Annotated in this window: 13 protein-coding genes and 1 tRNA gene; 10 read left to right on the forward strand and 4 right to left on the reverse strand. The window is 71.5% G+C overall.

Translation table 11 applies throughout. The annotated features are described in order from the left end of the window. Positions 1-168: 168 nt before the first annotated feature. Together OG990_RS31710 and OG990_RS31715 are read right to left on the reverse strand one after the other, a co-directional pair. Complete coding sequence (locus tag OG990_RS31710; RefSeq protein WP_406078092.1) at positions 169-1,131, reverse strand: DUF559 domain-containing protein; 963 nt, start codon at positions 1,129-1,131, stop codon at positions 169-171. A 210-nt stretch (positions 1,132-1,341) separates the two neighbouring features. After that, positions 1,342-1,983, reverse strand: a complete 642-nt coding sequence (locus OG990_RS31715) for an IclR family transcriptional regulator (protein WP_406081958.1) — start codon at positions 1,981-1,983, stop codon at positions 1,342-1,344. Between the two features lie 183 nt (positions 1,984-2,166). Between OG990_RS31715 and cysS the strand changes: the two genes are divergently transcribed. Both cysS and rlmB read left to right on the forward strand, forming a co-directional pair. Further along, positions 2,167-3,582 carry a cysteine--tRNA ligase gene (gene cysS, locus OG990_RS31720; RefSeq protein WP_328421105.1) on the forward strand — a complete coding sequence of 472 codons (1,416 nt, stop codon included), beginning with the start codon at positions 2,167-2,169 and terminating at the stop codon, positions 3,580-3,582. Beyond that, the gene (gene rlmB / locus OG990_RS31725) at positions 3,582-4,715 is read left to right on the forward strand and encodes a 23S rRNA (guanosine(2251)-2'-O)-methyltransferase RlmB (RefSeq protein ID WP_328421103.1); all 1,134 of its coding nucleotides are present in this window, start codon (positions 3,582-3,584) and stop codon (positions 4,713-4,715) included. Before cysS ends, rlmB begins: the two co-directional genes overlap by 1 nt. Before the next feature lie 133 nt (positions 4,716-4,848). On the opposite strand, the gene OG990_RS31730 is transcribed toward rlmB, so the two are convergent. Next, entirely contained in the window at positions 4,849-5,940 is a 1,092-nt protein-coding gene (locus tag OG990_RS31730; protein ID WP_355601813.1) for a sn-glycerol-3-phosphate ABC transporter ATP-binding protein UgpC, read from the reverse strand. A gap of 353 nt (positions 5,941-6,293) precedes the next feature. Between OG990_RS31730 and OG990_RS31735 the strand changes: the two genes are divergently transcribed. From OG990_RS31735 to OG990_RS31755, 5 genes are all read left to right on the forward strand, one after another. Beyond that, a tRNA-Thr gene (locus OG990_RS31735) sits at positions 6,294-6,370 on the forward strand. 847 nt (positions 6,371-7,217) lie between these two features. Further along, positions 7,218-7,616, forward strand: a complete 399-nt coding sequence (locus tag OG990_RS31740) for an AraC family transcriptional regulator (RefSeq protein ID WP_328421053.1) — start codon at positions 7,218-7,220, stop codon at positions 7,614-7,616. A gap of 35 nt (positions 7,617-7,651) precedes the next feature. Further along, positions 7,652-8,071 (forward strand): VOC family protein, encoded by a 420-nt coding sequence (locus OG990_RS31745; RefSeq protein ID WP_328421051.1) that lies wholly within the window; start codon positions 7,652-7,654, stop codon positions 8,069-8,071. A gap of 11 nt (positions 8,072-8,082) precedes the next feature. Continuing rightward, a complete protein-coding gene (locus tag OG990_RS31750) occupies positions 8,083-8,748 on the forward strand; it encodes a DUF998 domain-containing protein (protein WP_406078093.1) in 666 nt (221 codons plus the stop codon). Positions 8,749-8,815: 67 nt separating this feature from the next. After that, a complete protein-coding gene (locus OG990_RS31755) occupies positions 8,816-9,454 on the forward strand; it encodes a histidine phosphatase family protein (RefSeq protein ID WP_406078094.1) in 639 nt (212 codons plus the stop codon). Between the two features lie 11 nt (positions 9,455-9,465). Here the strand turns inward: OG990_RS31755 and OG990_RS31760 are convergent, their stop codons facing one another. Beyond that, on the reverse strand, positions 9,466-9,981 hold the full coding sequence (locus OG990_RS31760) for a hypothetical protein (protein WP_406078095.1): 516 nt from the start codon (positions 9,979-9,981) through the stop codon (positions 9,466-9,468). On the opposite strand from OG990_RS31760, the gene OG990_RS31765 reads away from it, so the two are divergent. From OG990_RS31765 to OG990_RS31775, 3 genes are all read left to right on the forward strand, one after another. Continuing rightward, the gene (locus OG990_RS31765) at positions 9,980-10,138 is read left to right on the forward strand and encodes a hypothetical protein (RefSeq protein WP_406078096.1); all 159 of its coding nucleotides are present in this window, start codon (positions 9,980-9,982) and stop codon (positions 10,136-10,138) included. The two genes, OG990_RS31760 and OG990_RS31765, sit on opposite strands and share 2 nt — an antisense overlap. A 38-nt stretch (positions 10,139-10,176) precedes the next feature. Next, positions 10,177-12,567, forward strand: coding sequence for a M4 family metallopeptidase (locus tag OG990_RS31770; RefSeq protein ID WP_406078097.1), 2,391 nt, complete (start codon positions 10,177-10,179; stop codon positions 12,565-12,567). 171 nt (positions 12,568-12,738) lie between these two features. Continuing rightward, positions 12,739-13,512 carry an enoyl-CoA hydratase/isomerase family protein gene (locus OG990_RS31775; RefSeq protein WP_406078098.1) on the forward strand — a complete coding sequence of 258 codons (774 nt, stop codon included), beginning with the start codon at positions 12,739-12,741 and terminating at the stop codon, positions 13,510-13,512. The last annotated feature ends 28 nt before the right edge of the window (positions 13,513-13,540 follow it).

The following is a 13,540-nucleotide window of genomic DNA, read 5'->3' on the forward strand; positions in this document are numbered from 1 at the left end:
CGCGCCTCGGCCGTGCGGGCCTCTCCCGTGCGCGCCTCGGCCGTGCGGGCCTCTCCCGTGCGCGCCTCGGCCGTGCGCGGCGCGATCTCGCGGGTTGATCGACTCAAGGTCGCCGGCGTGGCGGTATCAGGCTCATCCGATGCCCCCAGGTCGGCGACCTGAAGTCGATCAGCTCCCAGTTGATCGGCGGCGCCAGCCGCGAGAGATCAGAGCCGACCGGACTTCGGCCAACACGGCCGGGAAGTCGTTCTGCAACCGGCGGCTGGTCACGTGCAGCACCAGCCAGCCGGCACCGACGAGCAGGTTGAGTCGTTGGCGGTCGCGATGCAGTTGCTCGGGGTCCGCGTGCCATCGGCCGTCGTACTCCACCGCCACCCGGAACTCGGGCCAGGCCAGATCGGGGTGGAGAACAAGCCCCCCGGACAGTCGGATCGGGTGCTGAGCAACCGGCCGGGGCAACCCGCCCAGCACCAGACGTACCCGTAGCTGTGACTCGGGCGGCGACTGCGCACCCGGATCGGCCAGGTCGAACACCCAGTTCGCCCGCCGGCCACCCGGTCGCTCCGCGTTGGCGGTGGCGACGGCGGCCAGCGCGGACCGGCTGGTCAGGCCAACGCCGAGCAGCGAGTCGACGATGGTGACGGCCCGCAGCGGCTCCAACCAGGCCGCCGCCTCCCAGGCCGCGGAGGCGGGGTCGGTCCGGCGGAGTGTGGGAGGGGCCCTCCTCGCAGGAGGGGCGGTGGGCGGCAACGCTGCCTCACCCAGGACCGGGAACGTAGGTGCGCTGTCGCTGAGCAGGTGCACGCGAAGGCCGCGTTGGGAGTCGACCCGGGCCGTCCTCGGCACCAGGACGTGCACGTCGTCGTCGAAGCCGGCGGCGTGCTCGATGCCGTGCAGGTAGGCCGAGGACGGACCGGCGATCAGCGCCTCCGCTGGCAGCCGCAACGCCGCGGCACGGCAGGCCAACTCGTGGTCGCGATCGAGCCGCGCGTCCGCGTACACGTCGTGCCGAAGGCGGACCCAGGACGCGCCGCGTAACTGATGTCTGGTCACCAGGCCCTGCCGGATCACGTCGGAGCCGCGGAAGACCTGCCAGGCGAGGGCGAGAGGTCGGTGGGGGCGAGGAGGCATGTGCTCAGGCTCCGACCCCAGGCTGGGCACCCGACACCCCTGTGGACAGCGCCCGGTGGTCTCGTGCCGTACGCCTGTGGACGACGGTCGGGTGCCAGTTTGGCGTGGTATACGACGAGATCATCACCGCAGCGGCGATGTGGCGGTGTAGAGCGATGGGGATACCGCAATATCGCCGATCCCGAGTCGATCAAGGTGGGGGCTAGTCAGTCAGCGGAGGGCGGCGGCGATGGCCGTGGCAGCGGCCAGCACCTGAGGGCCGACTGTGTCGACGTCCAACGGGGCGAGCGCGACCACGCCGACGCTGGCCTCCAACCCGGGTACGCCGAGCACCGGCGCGGCCACCCCGTACGCCCCGGACTGCAACTCGCCACTGCTGCTCACCGGCTCCGCCGCCCCGGACCGGCCGGCCAGGATGGCCCGACCCGCCGCGCCCCGGTCCAGCGGATGCCGCGCCCCGGTCCGGTACGCGACGTGGAACGACGTCCAACTCGGCTCGACCACGGCCAGGGCGACACCCTCGCCGCCCTCCACCACGGTCAGGTGTGCGGTCGCGCCGGCCTGCTCGGCGAGCCGGCGCAGTGCGGGCAGTGCCCCGTCGGCGAGCAGCGGCTGGGCGCGTCGGGCCAGGTGCAGCACCCCGGCGCCGAGGCGGAGCCGCCCGTCGCCGTCGCGGCGCAGCATGCCGTGCCCGGTCAGCGGGCCGACCAGCCGGTAGACGGCGGCCCGGCCGATGCCGAGCCGGTTCGCCACCTCGGTGACGGTGAGTCCGCCTGGCGTGTCGGCGACCAGGTGCAGCAGCCGCAACCCCCGGTCCAGGGTCTGCGCCGTCTCGCCGGCCCGTCCGCCCACCGGGACGGTGCGATCCGAACCGACGTCGGACGCTCCCGTAGGCGCGGCGGTGGCCGCGTCGAGCCGGGCGCCGGCACCGCGGAGGGTTGGCGGCTCACCGGGGCGTGCGGTCGCATCCACGCCTGGCAGCGTACGACCCGGCACCGGCGGACTCGAACATGCGCGGACGGCTACCCTTGTACGGTGACGCTACGCCTGTATGACACCGCCACCCGATCGGTGCGGGACTTCGTCCCGCGGGAAGCCGGCAAGGTGGGGGTCTACCTGTGTGGTCTCACCCTCCAGGCCCCGCCGCACATCGGTCACCTTCGCTCCGGTGTCAACTATGACGTGCTGCGCCGCTGGCTGCTGACCGCCGGCTACGAGGTCACCTTCATCCGCAACCTGACCGATATCGACGACAAGATTCTGGTCAAGGCGGGGGAGCGGGGCCGGCCGTTCTGGTCGATCGCCTACGCCAACGAGCTGATCCTCGCCGAGTCGTACCGGGCGCTGAACGTGCTGGCGCCCACCTACGAGCCGCGCGCCACCGGGCACATCCCCGAGATGCACGAGCTGATCACGAAGTTGATCGCCGACGGGCACGCCTACCCGGCCACCGACGGCTCCGGCGACGTCTACTTCGACGTGGCGTCCTGGCCGGCGTACGGGTCGCTGTCGGGCCAGTCGCCGGACGCGATGCAGTCGGCCGGGGACGCCCCCGACCGGGGCAAGCGGGACCCGCGCGACTTCGCGCTCTGGAAGGGCGCCAAGCCGGACGAGCCGGCGGACGCCTACTGGCCGTCGCCGTGGGGGCTGGGTCGACCGGGCTGGCACATCGAGTGCTCGGCGATGTGCTGGCGCTACCTGGGCCCGGAGTTCGACATCCACGGCGGCGGGCTGGACCTGACGTTCCCGCACCACGAGAACGAGATCGCCCAGTCCCAGGCGGCCGGGCTGCCGTTCGCCCGCTACTGGGTGCACCACGGGCTGCTCAGCATCGGTGGGGCCAAGATGGGCAAGTCCGCCGGCAACGCGCTGGACCTGAGGTACGTGGACTCGCTCGGAGTGCGGCCGGTGGAGCTGCGCTACTACTACGCCGCCGCGCACTACCGCTCGGTGATCGACTACTCGGAGGACTCGCTGCGCGACGCGGCCACCGCGTACCGCCGGATCGAGGGTTTCGTGCTGCGGGCGGCCGAGCGGGTCGGTGCCGGGCACCTCGGCGACCTGCCGACCGGCTTCGTCGCGGCGATGGACGACGACCTCAACACCTCCGCCGCGCTGGCCGTGCTGCAACAGCAGCTCCGGGACGGCAACACCGCGCTGAGCACCGGCGACGATGTGACCGTCCGCACCACGCTGGCCGCAGTACGGGCGATGCTGGATATCCTCGGGATCGACCCCCTCGACCCGGCCTGGACCGGTGGCGGCCGCTCCGATGATCTGCGTGCCGTGGTGGACTCCCTGATCGCGCTGGCCCTGGAGCAGCGCGCGCAGGCCCGGGGCCGCAAGGACTGGGCCGCCGCCGACGCGGTACGGGACCAGCTCAAGCTGGCCGGCGTGGTGGTCGAGGACACCCCCCAGGGACCCCGTTGGACTATTGGAGAGCAGGACTGATGGCCGGCAACTCGCAGCGCCGTGGCCGGCGACTGACGCCGAAGGCGGGCGCCCCCAAGGGCACCGGCGGCAAAAACAAGGACTCCCTGACCGGGCGGGGCCGCACCCTGCCCGCCGACGAGCGGCCGTGGCACAAGGGGTACTCGGGCACCGAGAAGCTGCCCCAGCGCACCGCCTGGAAGCAGGACAAGGAGCGCCGCGCGGCGGCCGAGGAGGGGCGTGCCCCCAAGATCGGTCTGCCTGGCACCAAGGACACCACCTGGGGCAAGGGTGGCGGCCGTGGCGTTCCGGCGAACCGGGGTGGCAGCACTGGCGGCCGGGGCGGCAAGCCCGGCGGCCGGTCCGGCCCCCGGGTCGCCCCGGGGCGCAAGTCCAACCCGGCCAGGGACTCGCCGGAGCTGCTGGTCGGGCGCAACCCGGTGCTGGAGGCGCTGCGCGCCCAGGTGCCGGCGACGGCGCTGTACACCGCCCAGGGCATCGACATGGACGACCGGATCAACGAGATCATCCGGACCGCCGCCGACCGGGGCATCGCCAACCTGGAGATCAGCCGGGCTGAGCTGGACCGGATGACCGGCGGGGTGCTGCACCAGGGTGTTGGGCTGCAGGTGCCGCCGTTCGCGTACCAGCCGTTCGAGGACATGGTCGCCGCAGCCCTGGAGCAGCAGGCCCCGCTGCTGGTCGCGCTGGATGGCGTCACCGACCCGCGCAACCTGGGTGCGGTGATCCGGTCGGCCGCCGCGTTCGGCGCGCAGGGTGTCTTCGTACCCGAGCGGCGGGCCGCCGGGATTACCGCGACAGCCTGGCGGACCAGTGCCGGCGCGGCCGCGCGGGTGCCGGTGGCGCAGGTCACCAACCTGACCCGATCGCTGAAGGCGTGCCGCGACGCCGGCTTCACGGTCGTCGGCCTGGACGCCGACGGTGACACCGACCTCTACAACCTGGAGGCCGCGGTCGGCCCCCTGGTGGTCGTGGTCGGGTCGGAGGGGCGCGGGCTGTCCCGGCTGGTCGGGGAGACGTGCGACCTGACCGTCAGCATCCCGATGATCTCCGAGGTCGAGTCGCTCAATGCCAGCGTGGCCGCAGCGGTCGCCCTGGCCGAGGTCTCCCGCCGCCGCGCGGCGGAACTGTAACGACGCGTCTTTGAGGCCCCGCCCCTGACAGCCGGGGGCGGGGCTTCGTCGCGTCCGAGCCGAGGGACCTGACGGGAGTACGCGACAGGGGCGGCCCGCCGAAGCGGACCGCCCCTGTTGGTACGGCGTTACGTCAGATCCGGGCGCCCGTGGTGGCGTGGAAGACGTGGTTCCGACCGGTGCGCGGCTTGACGAACACGGTGTCACCCATGTTCGGCATGGTGCGCCGGTCGGTGCGGACGACGAAGCGCTCCGAGTTGCCACCCAGCGCGGCGTGGCCGTAGACGTTGGCGTCCGAGCCAAGGTCCTCGACCAGCTCGACCACGACCGGCATGCCGCCCTCGGTCGGGCTGACCAGCTCGCAGTCCTCCGGGCGGAAGCCCACGGTGACCTTGCCGTCGCCGCCCTCGGCGCGGGCCGCCTCGACCTGCTCGCGGGTCAGCGGGATGTGCAGCTCGGCGAACTCGGCGCCCTGCTCGTTCAGCGGGACGGTCTTGATGTTCATGGCGGGGGAGCCCATGAAACCGGCGACGAAGACGTTGGCCGGGGTGTCGTAGAGCGCTCGCGGGGTGTCCACCTGCTGGAGGACACCGTCGAGCAGCACCGCGACCCGGTGACCCATGGTCATGGCCTCGACCTGGTCGTGCGTGACGTAGACCGTGGTGACGCCCAGCTTGGCCTGCAGCGACGCGATCTGGGTACGGGTCTGCACGCGCAGCTTGGCGTCGAGGTTCGACAGCGGCTCGTCCATGAGGAAGACCTGCGGCTCGCGGACGATCGCCCGGCCCATCGCCACACGCTGACGCTGACCACCGGAGAGCGCCTTCGGCTTGCGGCCGAGGTACTCCTCCAGCTGGAGCAGCCCGGCTGCCTCCTTGACCCGCCGGTCGATCTCCGACTTGGAGGTCTTGCGCAGCTTGAGGGCGAACGCCATGTTCTCGTACACCGTCATGTGCGGGTAGAGGGCGTAGTTCTGGAAGACCATGGCGATGTCGCGGGCCTTCGGGGGCAGGTGGGTGACGTCACGCTGGTCGATGTAGATCGAGCCGGCGTCGACGTCCTCCAGGCCGGCGAGCATCCGCAGGCTGGTGGACTTGCCACAACCGGAGGGGCCGACCAGGACGAGGAACTCGCCGTCGCCGATCTCGAGGTCCAGCTCGTTGACGGCGGGACGCTCGGTGCCCGGGTAGATCCGGGACGCCTTGGAATAAGTGACCGTAGCCATGGTGAAGCGCTTCCTTTCACCGGCAGGAACGTGCCGGACGATCCGAGTGAAGGAGCGACCGACACGTATCCGTGTCGGTCAACGGACGGCGGGTCGGTCGCGAGGGCGGCCGGACCTGTCGTCCGTGTCACTGCACGGTAAACGGCTTTCCTCGCGCTGCCAAGGCGCGGGAGCGCCGGACGCGGCCCATTGCCTACACAATCCGGTCAGTCGGGCACGGTCGGACATCAATCGACATACGGCTTGACCGCACGACGATGGATCAGCGTCGGGTTGTTGACGTTTCCCATGCTCGGGAGGCCTCGCGAGCGGGATATCCGGACGTCAGTCGCTATGCTGGCTTCGACGCGCGCGCCCCTGTAGCTCAGCTGGCCAGAGCACTCGCCTTGTAAGCGAGATGTCGCCGGTTCGATCCCGGCCGGGGGCTCCAATTCCACCAGGCTTTCCCGACGGGTGCTGCCGTGAGTCGACCGGTTGACCGGAACGGGACTCACGAGAGCTTGACGTGAGCTTGCCAGGCGCCTGACGCATCGCGTCGAGGTTGGCGTGAGCGTAGACCTTGAGGGTGATCTTCACGTCGGCGTGTCGGGCGCTGCCCCAGCACTAGCGGTGCGGGTCGACGGCCCGCAGAAGATCAGTGATGGCAAATCCCGGTAGTTCAAGTTCAGCCGCCGACGTGACTGGGAACGTCCCACCCAGCGCATGCGGTGTCCATCCAGCGATCAGCCCGTAACGGACAAGAGCGCGGACGTCCGCAGCTGTCGGGAATGGATACGTCTCCCCACTGTCGTGCACGTCCGTCTCGACGTGTCGATGGCCGAAGGCGACGGTGGGTGCCAAGTCGGACCGCTCGGTCAGGTCGACCTGTAGGGCGCGGCCATTTCTCCCTGCACCCCATACGCGGACTCTTATGCAGCGGTGCAGACGACCGTCAGGGCCAGAGGCGGGCCGGATGTCGGCCTTCCAGGTGAACTCGCGGCCGTCGATGTGTAGCTTGCGCAGCCTCGACCTCATCCGCCCATGCTTTCAGCTCGGCGGTCACCGCAGCGCTTTGAACCAATGATGGCCCGCACGTCGCGGCCTCAGCGGCATTCCACCGCTGGTGGCGGGCCGACTCACGGTTAGCCCAAGGGTTCGTACGCCCGGTGCATCCCGAACGATCACGTCACCTCAACCGGCAGCGACGCCGGCCGCGTCGGCGTGCGGGCGACACCGAGGGCCAGCGGTAACCTGAGCTGGGCAGCCCGGCCGGGGGAGAAAGAGCGAAACGAGGACGGATGAGTCGCGCCGTGGAGGAGTCGAACCGGGCGATGCTGCGTGCTCGGGACGCGATGGACCGCGCGTACGCCGAGCCGTTGGACATCCCGGCGCTGGCCCGGATCGCGCACGTCTCCGAGGCGCATTTCATCCGGACCTTCCGAGCCACCTTCGGCGAGACCCCGCACCGCTACCTGCAACGTCGGCGGGTGGAGCGGGCGATGTCGTTGCTGGTGGAGACCGGGCGGGACGTCACTGACATCTGCTTCGCGGTCGGCTTCAGCAGCCTGGGCACGTTCAGCCGGACGTTTCGGCAGATCGTCGGGGAGTCACCGACGGACTTCCGCCGCCGCGCCGCGCCGACCAACGTGCCGTCCTGCTTCACCAAGGCCTGGACCAGACCCAGCAGTTTTGGATAAGCAGCAGGTCACGGTCTCCGTCTAGCGTGATTGACATGACGATGAACGCGATCAGCCGCTCCCAGATCTACGTCCTCGACCAGGACGAGGCACTCGACTTCTACGTGAACAAGCTCGGCATGGAGCTCAACACCGACCAGGACCTCGGCTTCATGCGCTGGCTGACGGTCAACCTGCCCGGCGACCCGGAGCGCGAGATCCTGTTGGAGAAGCCGGGTCCGCCGGCGATGGACCCGGCCACCGCGGCGCAGGTCCGGGAACTGCTCACCAAGGGGGCGCTGGGCGGCGCCCTGTTCATGACCACCGACGACGCCCACAAGACGCACGAGGACCTGGTGGCCAAGGGGGTCGACATCACCGACGAGCCGACCGAGCGTCCGTACGGGATCGACTTCGGCATCCGGGACCCGTTCGGTAACCGGATCCGCATCGGCCAGATGTTCCCTCGGGCCTGAGGGGCGGACCGATGAGCCAGGCCGTTCCGCTTCCCGGGGTCCGACCGGTGGTCGCTGGCCTGGACCGCGCGCTGCTGGCCGGCGGTGTGCTCGCCGGCCCGATCTTCGCCGGCTCGGCGCTGCTCCAGGGGCTCATCCGGGATGGCTTCGACTTCCGGCGGCACCCGGTGAGTGTGTTGAGCACCGGTGAGCTGGGCTGGATCCAGATCGCCACGTTCCTGGTCACCGGAGCGCTCTGCGTGCTGGCCGCCGGGGCGCTCCGGCGCTCCACCGGCACCGGTTCGGTCTGGGTGCCCCGGTTGCTCGCCCTGTACGGGCTGGGCCTGGTGGGGGCGGCGATCTTCAGCGCCGACCCGGCCGACGGGTTCCCCGTCGGCACGCCCCGGGGTGCCGGCCAGATCAGCTGGCACGGTGGCCTGCACTTCCTGGTGGCGGCGGTCGCCTTCGTCTCGCTGATCGTGGCGACGGTGGTCGCCGGCCGACGGGCCGCGCGTCGTGGGCTGGTGGGTCGGGCCGGGTTCAGCCTGGCGACCGGGGCCTTCTTCGCGGTGGCCTGGGTGGCGCTGATGGTCCGGCCGGCGCCGGCCGTCATGGTGGCGTTCGGCCTGGCGGTGACGGTCGGTTGGCTGTGGGTGTCGGTCACCTTCGCGCGAGCGGCGTCCGGCCGGGTGGACTGAGCCGGTTGCCGTCACACCGGGAGGCACGGGGAGTTCCCGTGCCTCCCGGTGTGCTGAGGTGTGAGACATGATCACCCGGCTGCTGTATCTGGCCCGACACGGCGAGCAGGACCTGACCGAACCCGGCGAGCCGGATGCCGGCCTCTCGGAGCGGGGCCGGCGGCAGGCCAGGCTGCTCGGCGAGCGGCTGCGGGGCCGGCGGTTCGCCGCCGTGCACCACGGGCCACTGCGCCGGGCCGCGGAGACCGCCGAGCTGGTCGCCGCGTCGCTGCCCGGGGTTCCGGTGTACGCGACGGAGCTGGCCGGCGACCACCTCCCGCACGACACGGAGCCTGCCGGCCTCCCTCCGGCGTACGCCGAATTCCTGGCCCAGTTCCCGGCAGCCGAACGGGTCGACGGGCCGCGGGTGACGGCGGCGGCGGTATTGCGGTTCGCCGGCCCGGTCGCGGATGGCACCGACGGCGCGGATGGCGCCGGGCCGGTCCGTGAGCTGGTCGTGACGCACAACTTCCTGATCGCCTGGCTGATCCGGCACGCCCTCGACGCGCCGGAACGGCGGTGGCTGGGGCTGAATCTGCACAACGCGGGGCTGACCGTCATCCGGTACGGCCCGGCCGGGCCGCCGAACCTGGTCGCCGTCAACGACGTGGCGCACCTGCCGCCGGAGCTACGCGGCACCGGCCTGCCCCCGGACTACCTGATCTGAGCGTCGGGCGGTCAGCCGGTGACGCGTAGCAGCAGCTCTACCAGCGCCTGGGTGGCCGGCGGCGGGGCGGTGTCGGCCGGGCAGTCGACGTACCCGGTCTCGACCGTGCCGACGGTCAGCCGGTAGCTGAACGCGTCCGCGCAGAGGGTCGTGGTGGTCGGGCGGCGGGCCTCGCCGGCCAGTCGGGGATCGGCGGCCAGCCCGTGCAGCCGGCCGAGGTTGGCGGGGTCGAGTCGGCCCGTACGTTGGCTGCCGGCCCGGTCCACCATCGTCCACCGGCCGTCGGGTTCGACGGTCACGGCGTCGCCGCGGCCGGCGAAGCCGCCGGAGCGGAACAGCATCACCCGGGCAGCCGCGCTGGTGGCCCCGGTACCCGGGCTCACCGTGGGGGCGGTGGTCGCCGGTGGGGTGTCGGTGGCCGGGGCGGTCGAGGTCGGGCCGGCGGTGGCCGGGGGCCGGTCCGGGGTGCTGCCGGCCGGGTCGGCGCTGGTGCAGCCGGCCAGGGCGGCGACCAGGAGCGCGATCATGACGCCGTTCGTCGAGGCGGGTCTCATGCCGCTCGGACGCGCGGCCCCGGTCGCCGGTTCCCTTGTCAAGACCCTCATCCGAACGGCCATTGTCGATGTCTGGGAGCGGTCCAGGGCTTCTCTTTTCGTCAACACATCGTTATATCTACATGTGTGACTACCCCCGTCACAATCCTTCTCCTTTCCGGAGGGCACGTGAAACGACCCCTCGCCGCCGTCAGCGCAGCGCTGCTCACCAGCGGCCTGCTGACCTGCGTCGCCATCTCGGCGCACGCGGCACCGCCCACCGCCCCCGCGCCGGATGCCTCCGCCGCTCAGGCAGCGACCGTCCTGCGAACGAACCCCGGCGCCGTCCAGGGTTCGAGCGCCGAGTCCTACCAGGTGCACAGCACCAAGGTGGACGCCACCGGCGCCACGCACACCCGCTACACCCGGACCTATCAGGGACTGCGGGTGTACGGCGGTGACTTCGTCATCCACGCCACGCCGAGCGGCACCTACGCCGGAAGTTCGGTCGGTCTGGCCGCACCGCTGACCCTCGGTACCTCGGCCAAGGTCGCCTCCGCGGCGGCGAAGAAGACCGCCCGCGCCGGGTTCACCGGCACGGTCGAGGCCGTCGGCACCCCGGAGCTGTTCGTCGACGCCAGCTCCGGCCAGGGCCGGCTGGCCTGGGAGACCGTGGTCAGCGGCTGGCAGCCCGACGGGCAGACCCCGTCCCGGTTGCACGTGATCACCGACGCCTCCACCGGCGCGGCCGTCGGGGCGTACGACGAGATCGAGGCGGTGAACGGCACCGGCAACAGCATCTACTCGGGCACGGTCACCGTCGACACGACGCTCTCCGGCAGCACGTACCAGATGATCGACCCGTCGCACGGCAACGGCTCGACCTGCGACATGAACAACGGCACGTCGACCTGCACCACCTTCACCGACGCGGACAACACCTGGGGCACCGGGGCCAGTTCCAACCGGCAGTCCGCCGGCGTGGACGCGCACTTCGGCGCCGCGAAGACGTTCGACTACTTCAAGAACGTGCACGCCCGTAACGGCATCTTCGGCAACGGCACCGGCGTGCCGAGCCGGGTGCACTACGGCAGCAACTACGTCAACGCCTTCTGGGACGGCTCCCGGATGACCTACGGCGACGGCTCGGGCAACTCCCGTCCGCTGGTCTCGATCGACGTGGCCGCACACGAGATGAGCCACGGCGTGACCGAGAACGTGGTCCCCGGTGGCCTGACCTACTCCGGTGAGTCCGGTGGCCTCAACGAGGCCACCAGCGACATCTTCGGCAACATGGTCGAGTTCTACGCCAACACCTCGGCCGACCCGGGTGACTACCAGGTCGGCGAGAAGATCAACATCAACGGCAACGGCACGCCGCTGCGCTACATGTACAACCCGTCGCTGGACGGCTCGTCCGACAGCTGCTGGTCCACCAGCACGAAGAACAAGGACGTGCACTACTCCTCCGGCGTCGCCAACCACTTCTACTTCAACCTCGCCGAGGGCACCGGGGCCACCGCGTACGGCACCTCGCCGGTCTGCGGCTCCGCCCCCGCGGTGACCGGCATCGGCCGGGCCAAGGCGGAGAAGATCTGGTTCCGGGCGCTGGACGTCTACTTCACCTCCAACACGTCGTACGTCAACACCAGCAACCCGGCGAACACCGCACGGGCCTACAGCCTGCGGGCCGCCACCGACCTGTACGGCAGCTGCTCCACCGAGTACAAGGCCGTGCAGGCCGCCTGGACCGCGGTGAACGTGGCCGGCAACGACGCGCCCTGCTCGACCGGCAACGACTTCTCCGTGGCGCTCTCGCCGACCGCCGGCTCGGTGAACCCGGGTAGCTCGGCGTCCACCACCGTGGCCACCGCGACCACCAGTGGCACGGCACAGACCGTGACGTTCTCCGCGTCCGGCCTGCCCAGCGGTGCGAGCGCCGCGTTCAGCCCCGCCTCGGTGACCTCGGGCGGCTCGTCCACCCTCACCATCAGCACCTCGGCGGGCACCCCGCCCGGCACCTACTCGGTCACCGTCAACGGCGTGGGAGCGGTCACCCGGAGCGCGACCTACACGCTGACCGTGAACGGCACCGGCGGTGGCTGCACGGCGCCGGGCCAGAAGCTGGCCAACCCGGGCTTCGAGTCCGGTGCGACCGGCTGGACGGCCAGCTCCGGCGTGATCACCAACTCCAGCAGTCAGCCCGCCCGCACCGGGTCGTACAAGGCGTGGCTGAACGGGTACGGCAGCACCCGCACCGAGACGCTCGCCCAGTCGGTGAGCCTGCCGTCGGGCTGCTCGTCGTACACGGTCAGCTTCTGGCTGCACATCGACACCGCCGAGACCACCAGCAGCATCGCGTACGACACGCTGCGCGTGCAGGTGCTCAACAGCGGTGGGACGGTGCTGGCCACGCTGGCGACCTACTCGAACCTGAACAAGGCCGCCGGCTACAGCCAGAAGTCCTTCTCGCTGGCCGCGTACGCCGGCCAGACCGTCTCCCTGAAGTTCACCGGCACCGAGGACTCCTCGCTGCAGACGTCCTTCGTGGTCGACGACACCGCGCTCACCGTCTCCTGACCTGACGCGCTGCTCAAGCGGGCCCGACGGCCACCCCTCGCGGGTGGGCGTCGGGCCCGCGCCGCTATGGTCGCGGCACCGGAGCGGGCAGGCCGCCGCCGGTCGGCGGAATCCAGCCGGCGCGGAGTCGACGGACGTGGTGGCGACCCCAGGGGGCGCCCGTGGAGAGGGGTGGACGTGTCGGACGCGGAGCTGACCGTCGAAGTGACCGGGCCGGTGGCGACCGTGGTGATCCACAACCCGGCCCGCCGCAACGCGATGACCGCGGCCATGTGGCGCCAGCTCCCCGAGCTGCTCGACCGGCTGGAGCCCGACCCCGACGTACGGGCGCTGGTGCTCACCGGCGCGGGCGACGCCTTCTGCGCCGGCGCCGATCTCGGCGACCTGGCCGAGCTGCTGGACGCCGGTGACGCCAGCATCGCGGTGGCCGCCGAGGAGCGCCTGGCCCGCTTCGCCAAGCCGACGGTGGCGGCCATCCGGGGCGCCTGCGTCGGCGGTGGGTGTCAGCTCGCGGTCGCCTGCGACCTGCGGATCGCCGCCGACGACGCCCGGTTCGGCGTACCGCCGGCCCGGCTCGGGCTGGTCTACCCGGCGCCGACCACCCGCCGGCTGGCCCGGCTGATCGGGCCGTCCGCCGCCAAGCATCTGCTGTTCACCGCCGAGCTGATCGACGCCGCGCGGGCGCTGCGGGTCGGCCTGGTCGACGAGGTGCTGCCGGGCGACCAGCTCGCCGCGCGGGTGGACGACCTCACCGCGACGATCGCCCAGCGGTCGCCGCTGACCGTCGCCGCCGCCAAGGAGATCGTCGACGACCGGGCCGGGCCGGCCCGGGTCGCGTGGTGGCACCGGAAGGTGGCGACCAGCGGCGAGGCGCGGGAGGGGGTGGCGGCGGTCGCCGAGCGCCGTACGCCCCGCTTCGCCTGGCGGTCTCCCGCCAACGACTGACCACGTTCAGGGTCCACTCTAGCCATCA

Source organism: Micromonospora sp. NBC_00858 (assembly GCF_045207365.1).
Taxonomy (GTDB): Bacteria; Actinomycetota; Actinomycetes; order Mycobacteriales; family Micromonosporaceae; genus Micromonospora.

Excerpts from the sequence above, each read along its gene's own strand:
- OG990_RS31710 (WP_406078092.1), bottom strand. The coding sequence starts at position 1,131 with ATGCCTCCTCGCCCCCACCGACCTCTCGCCCTCGCCTGGCAGGTCTTC.
- rlmB (WP_328421103.1), top strand. The coding sequence starts at position 3,582 with ATGGCCGGCAACTCGCAGCGCCGTGGCCGGCGACTGACGCCGAAGGCG.
- OG990_RS31730 (WP_355601813.1), bottom strand. The coding sequence starts at position 5,940 with ATGGCTACGGTCACTTATTCCAAGGCGTCCCGGATCTACCCGGGCACC.
- OG990_RS31740 (WP_328421053.1), top strand. The coding sequence starts at position 7,218 with ATGAGTCGCGCCGTGGAGGAGTCGAACCGGGCGATGCTGCGTGCTCGG.
- OG990_RS31745 (WP_328421051.1), top strand. The coding sequence starts at position 7,652 with ATGACGATGAACGCGATCAGCCGCTCCCAGATCTACGTCCTCGACCAG.
- OG990_RS31750 (WP_406078093.1), top strand. The coding sequence starts at position 8,083 with ATGAGCCAGGCCGTTCCGCTTCCCGGGGTCCGACCGGTGGTCGCTGGC.
- OG990_RS31755 (WP_406078094.1), top strand. The coding sequence starts at position 8,816 with ATGATCACCCGGCTGCTGTATCTGGCCCGACACGGCGAGCAGGACCTG.
- OG990_RS31765 (WP_406078096.1), top strand. The coding sequence starts at position 9,980 with ATGACGCCGTTCGTCGAGGCGGGTCTCATGCCGCTCGGACGCGCGGCC.
- OG990_RS31760 (WP_406078095.1), bottom strand. The coding sequence starts at position 9,981 with ATGATCGCGCTCCTGGTCGCCGCCCTGGCCGGCTGCACCAGCGCCGAC.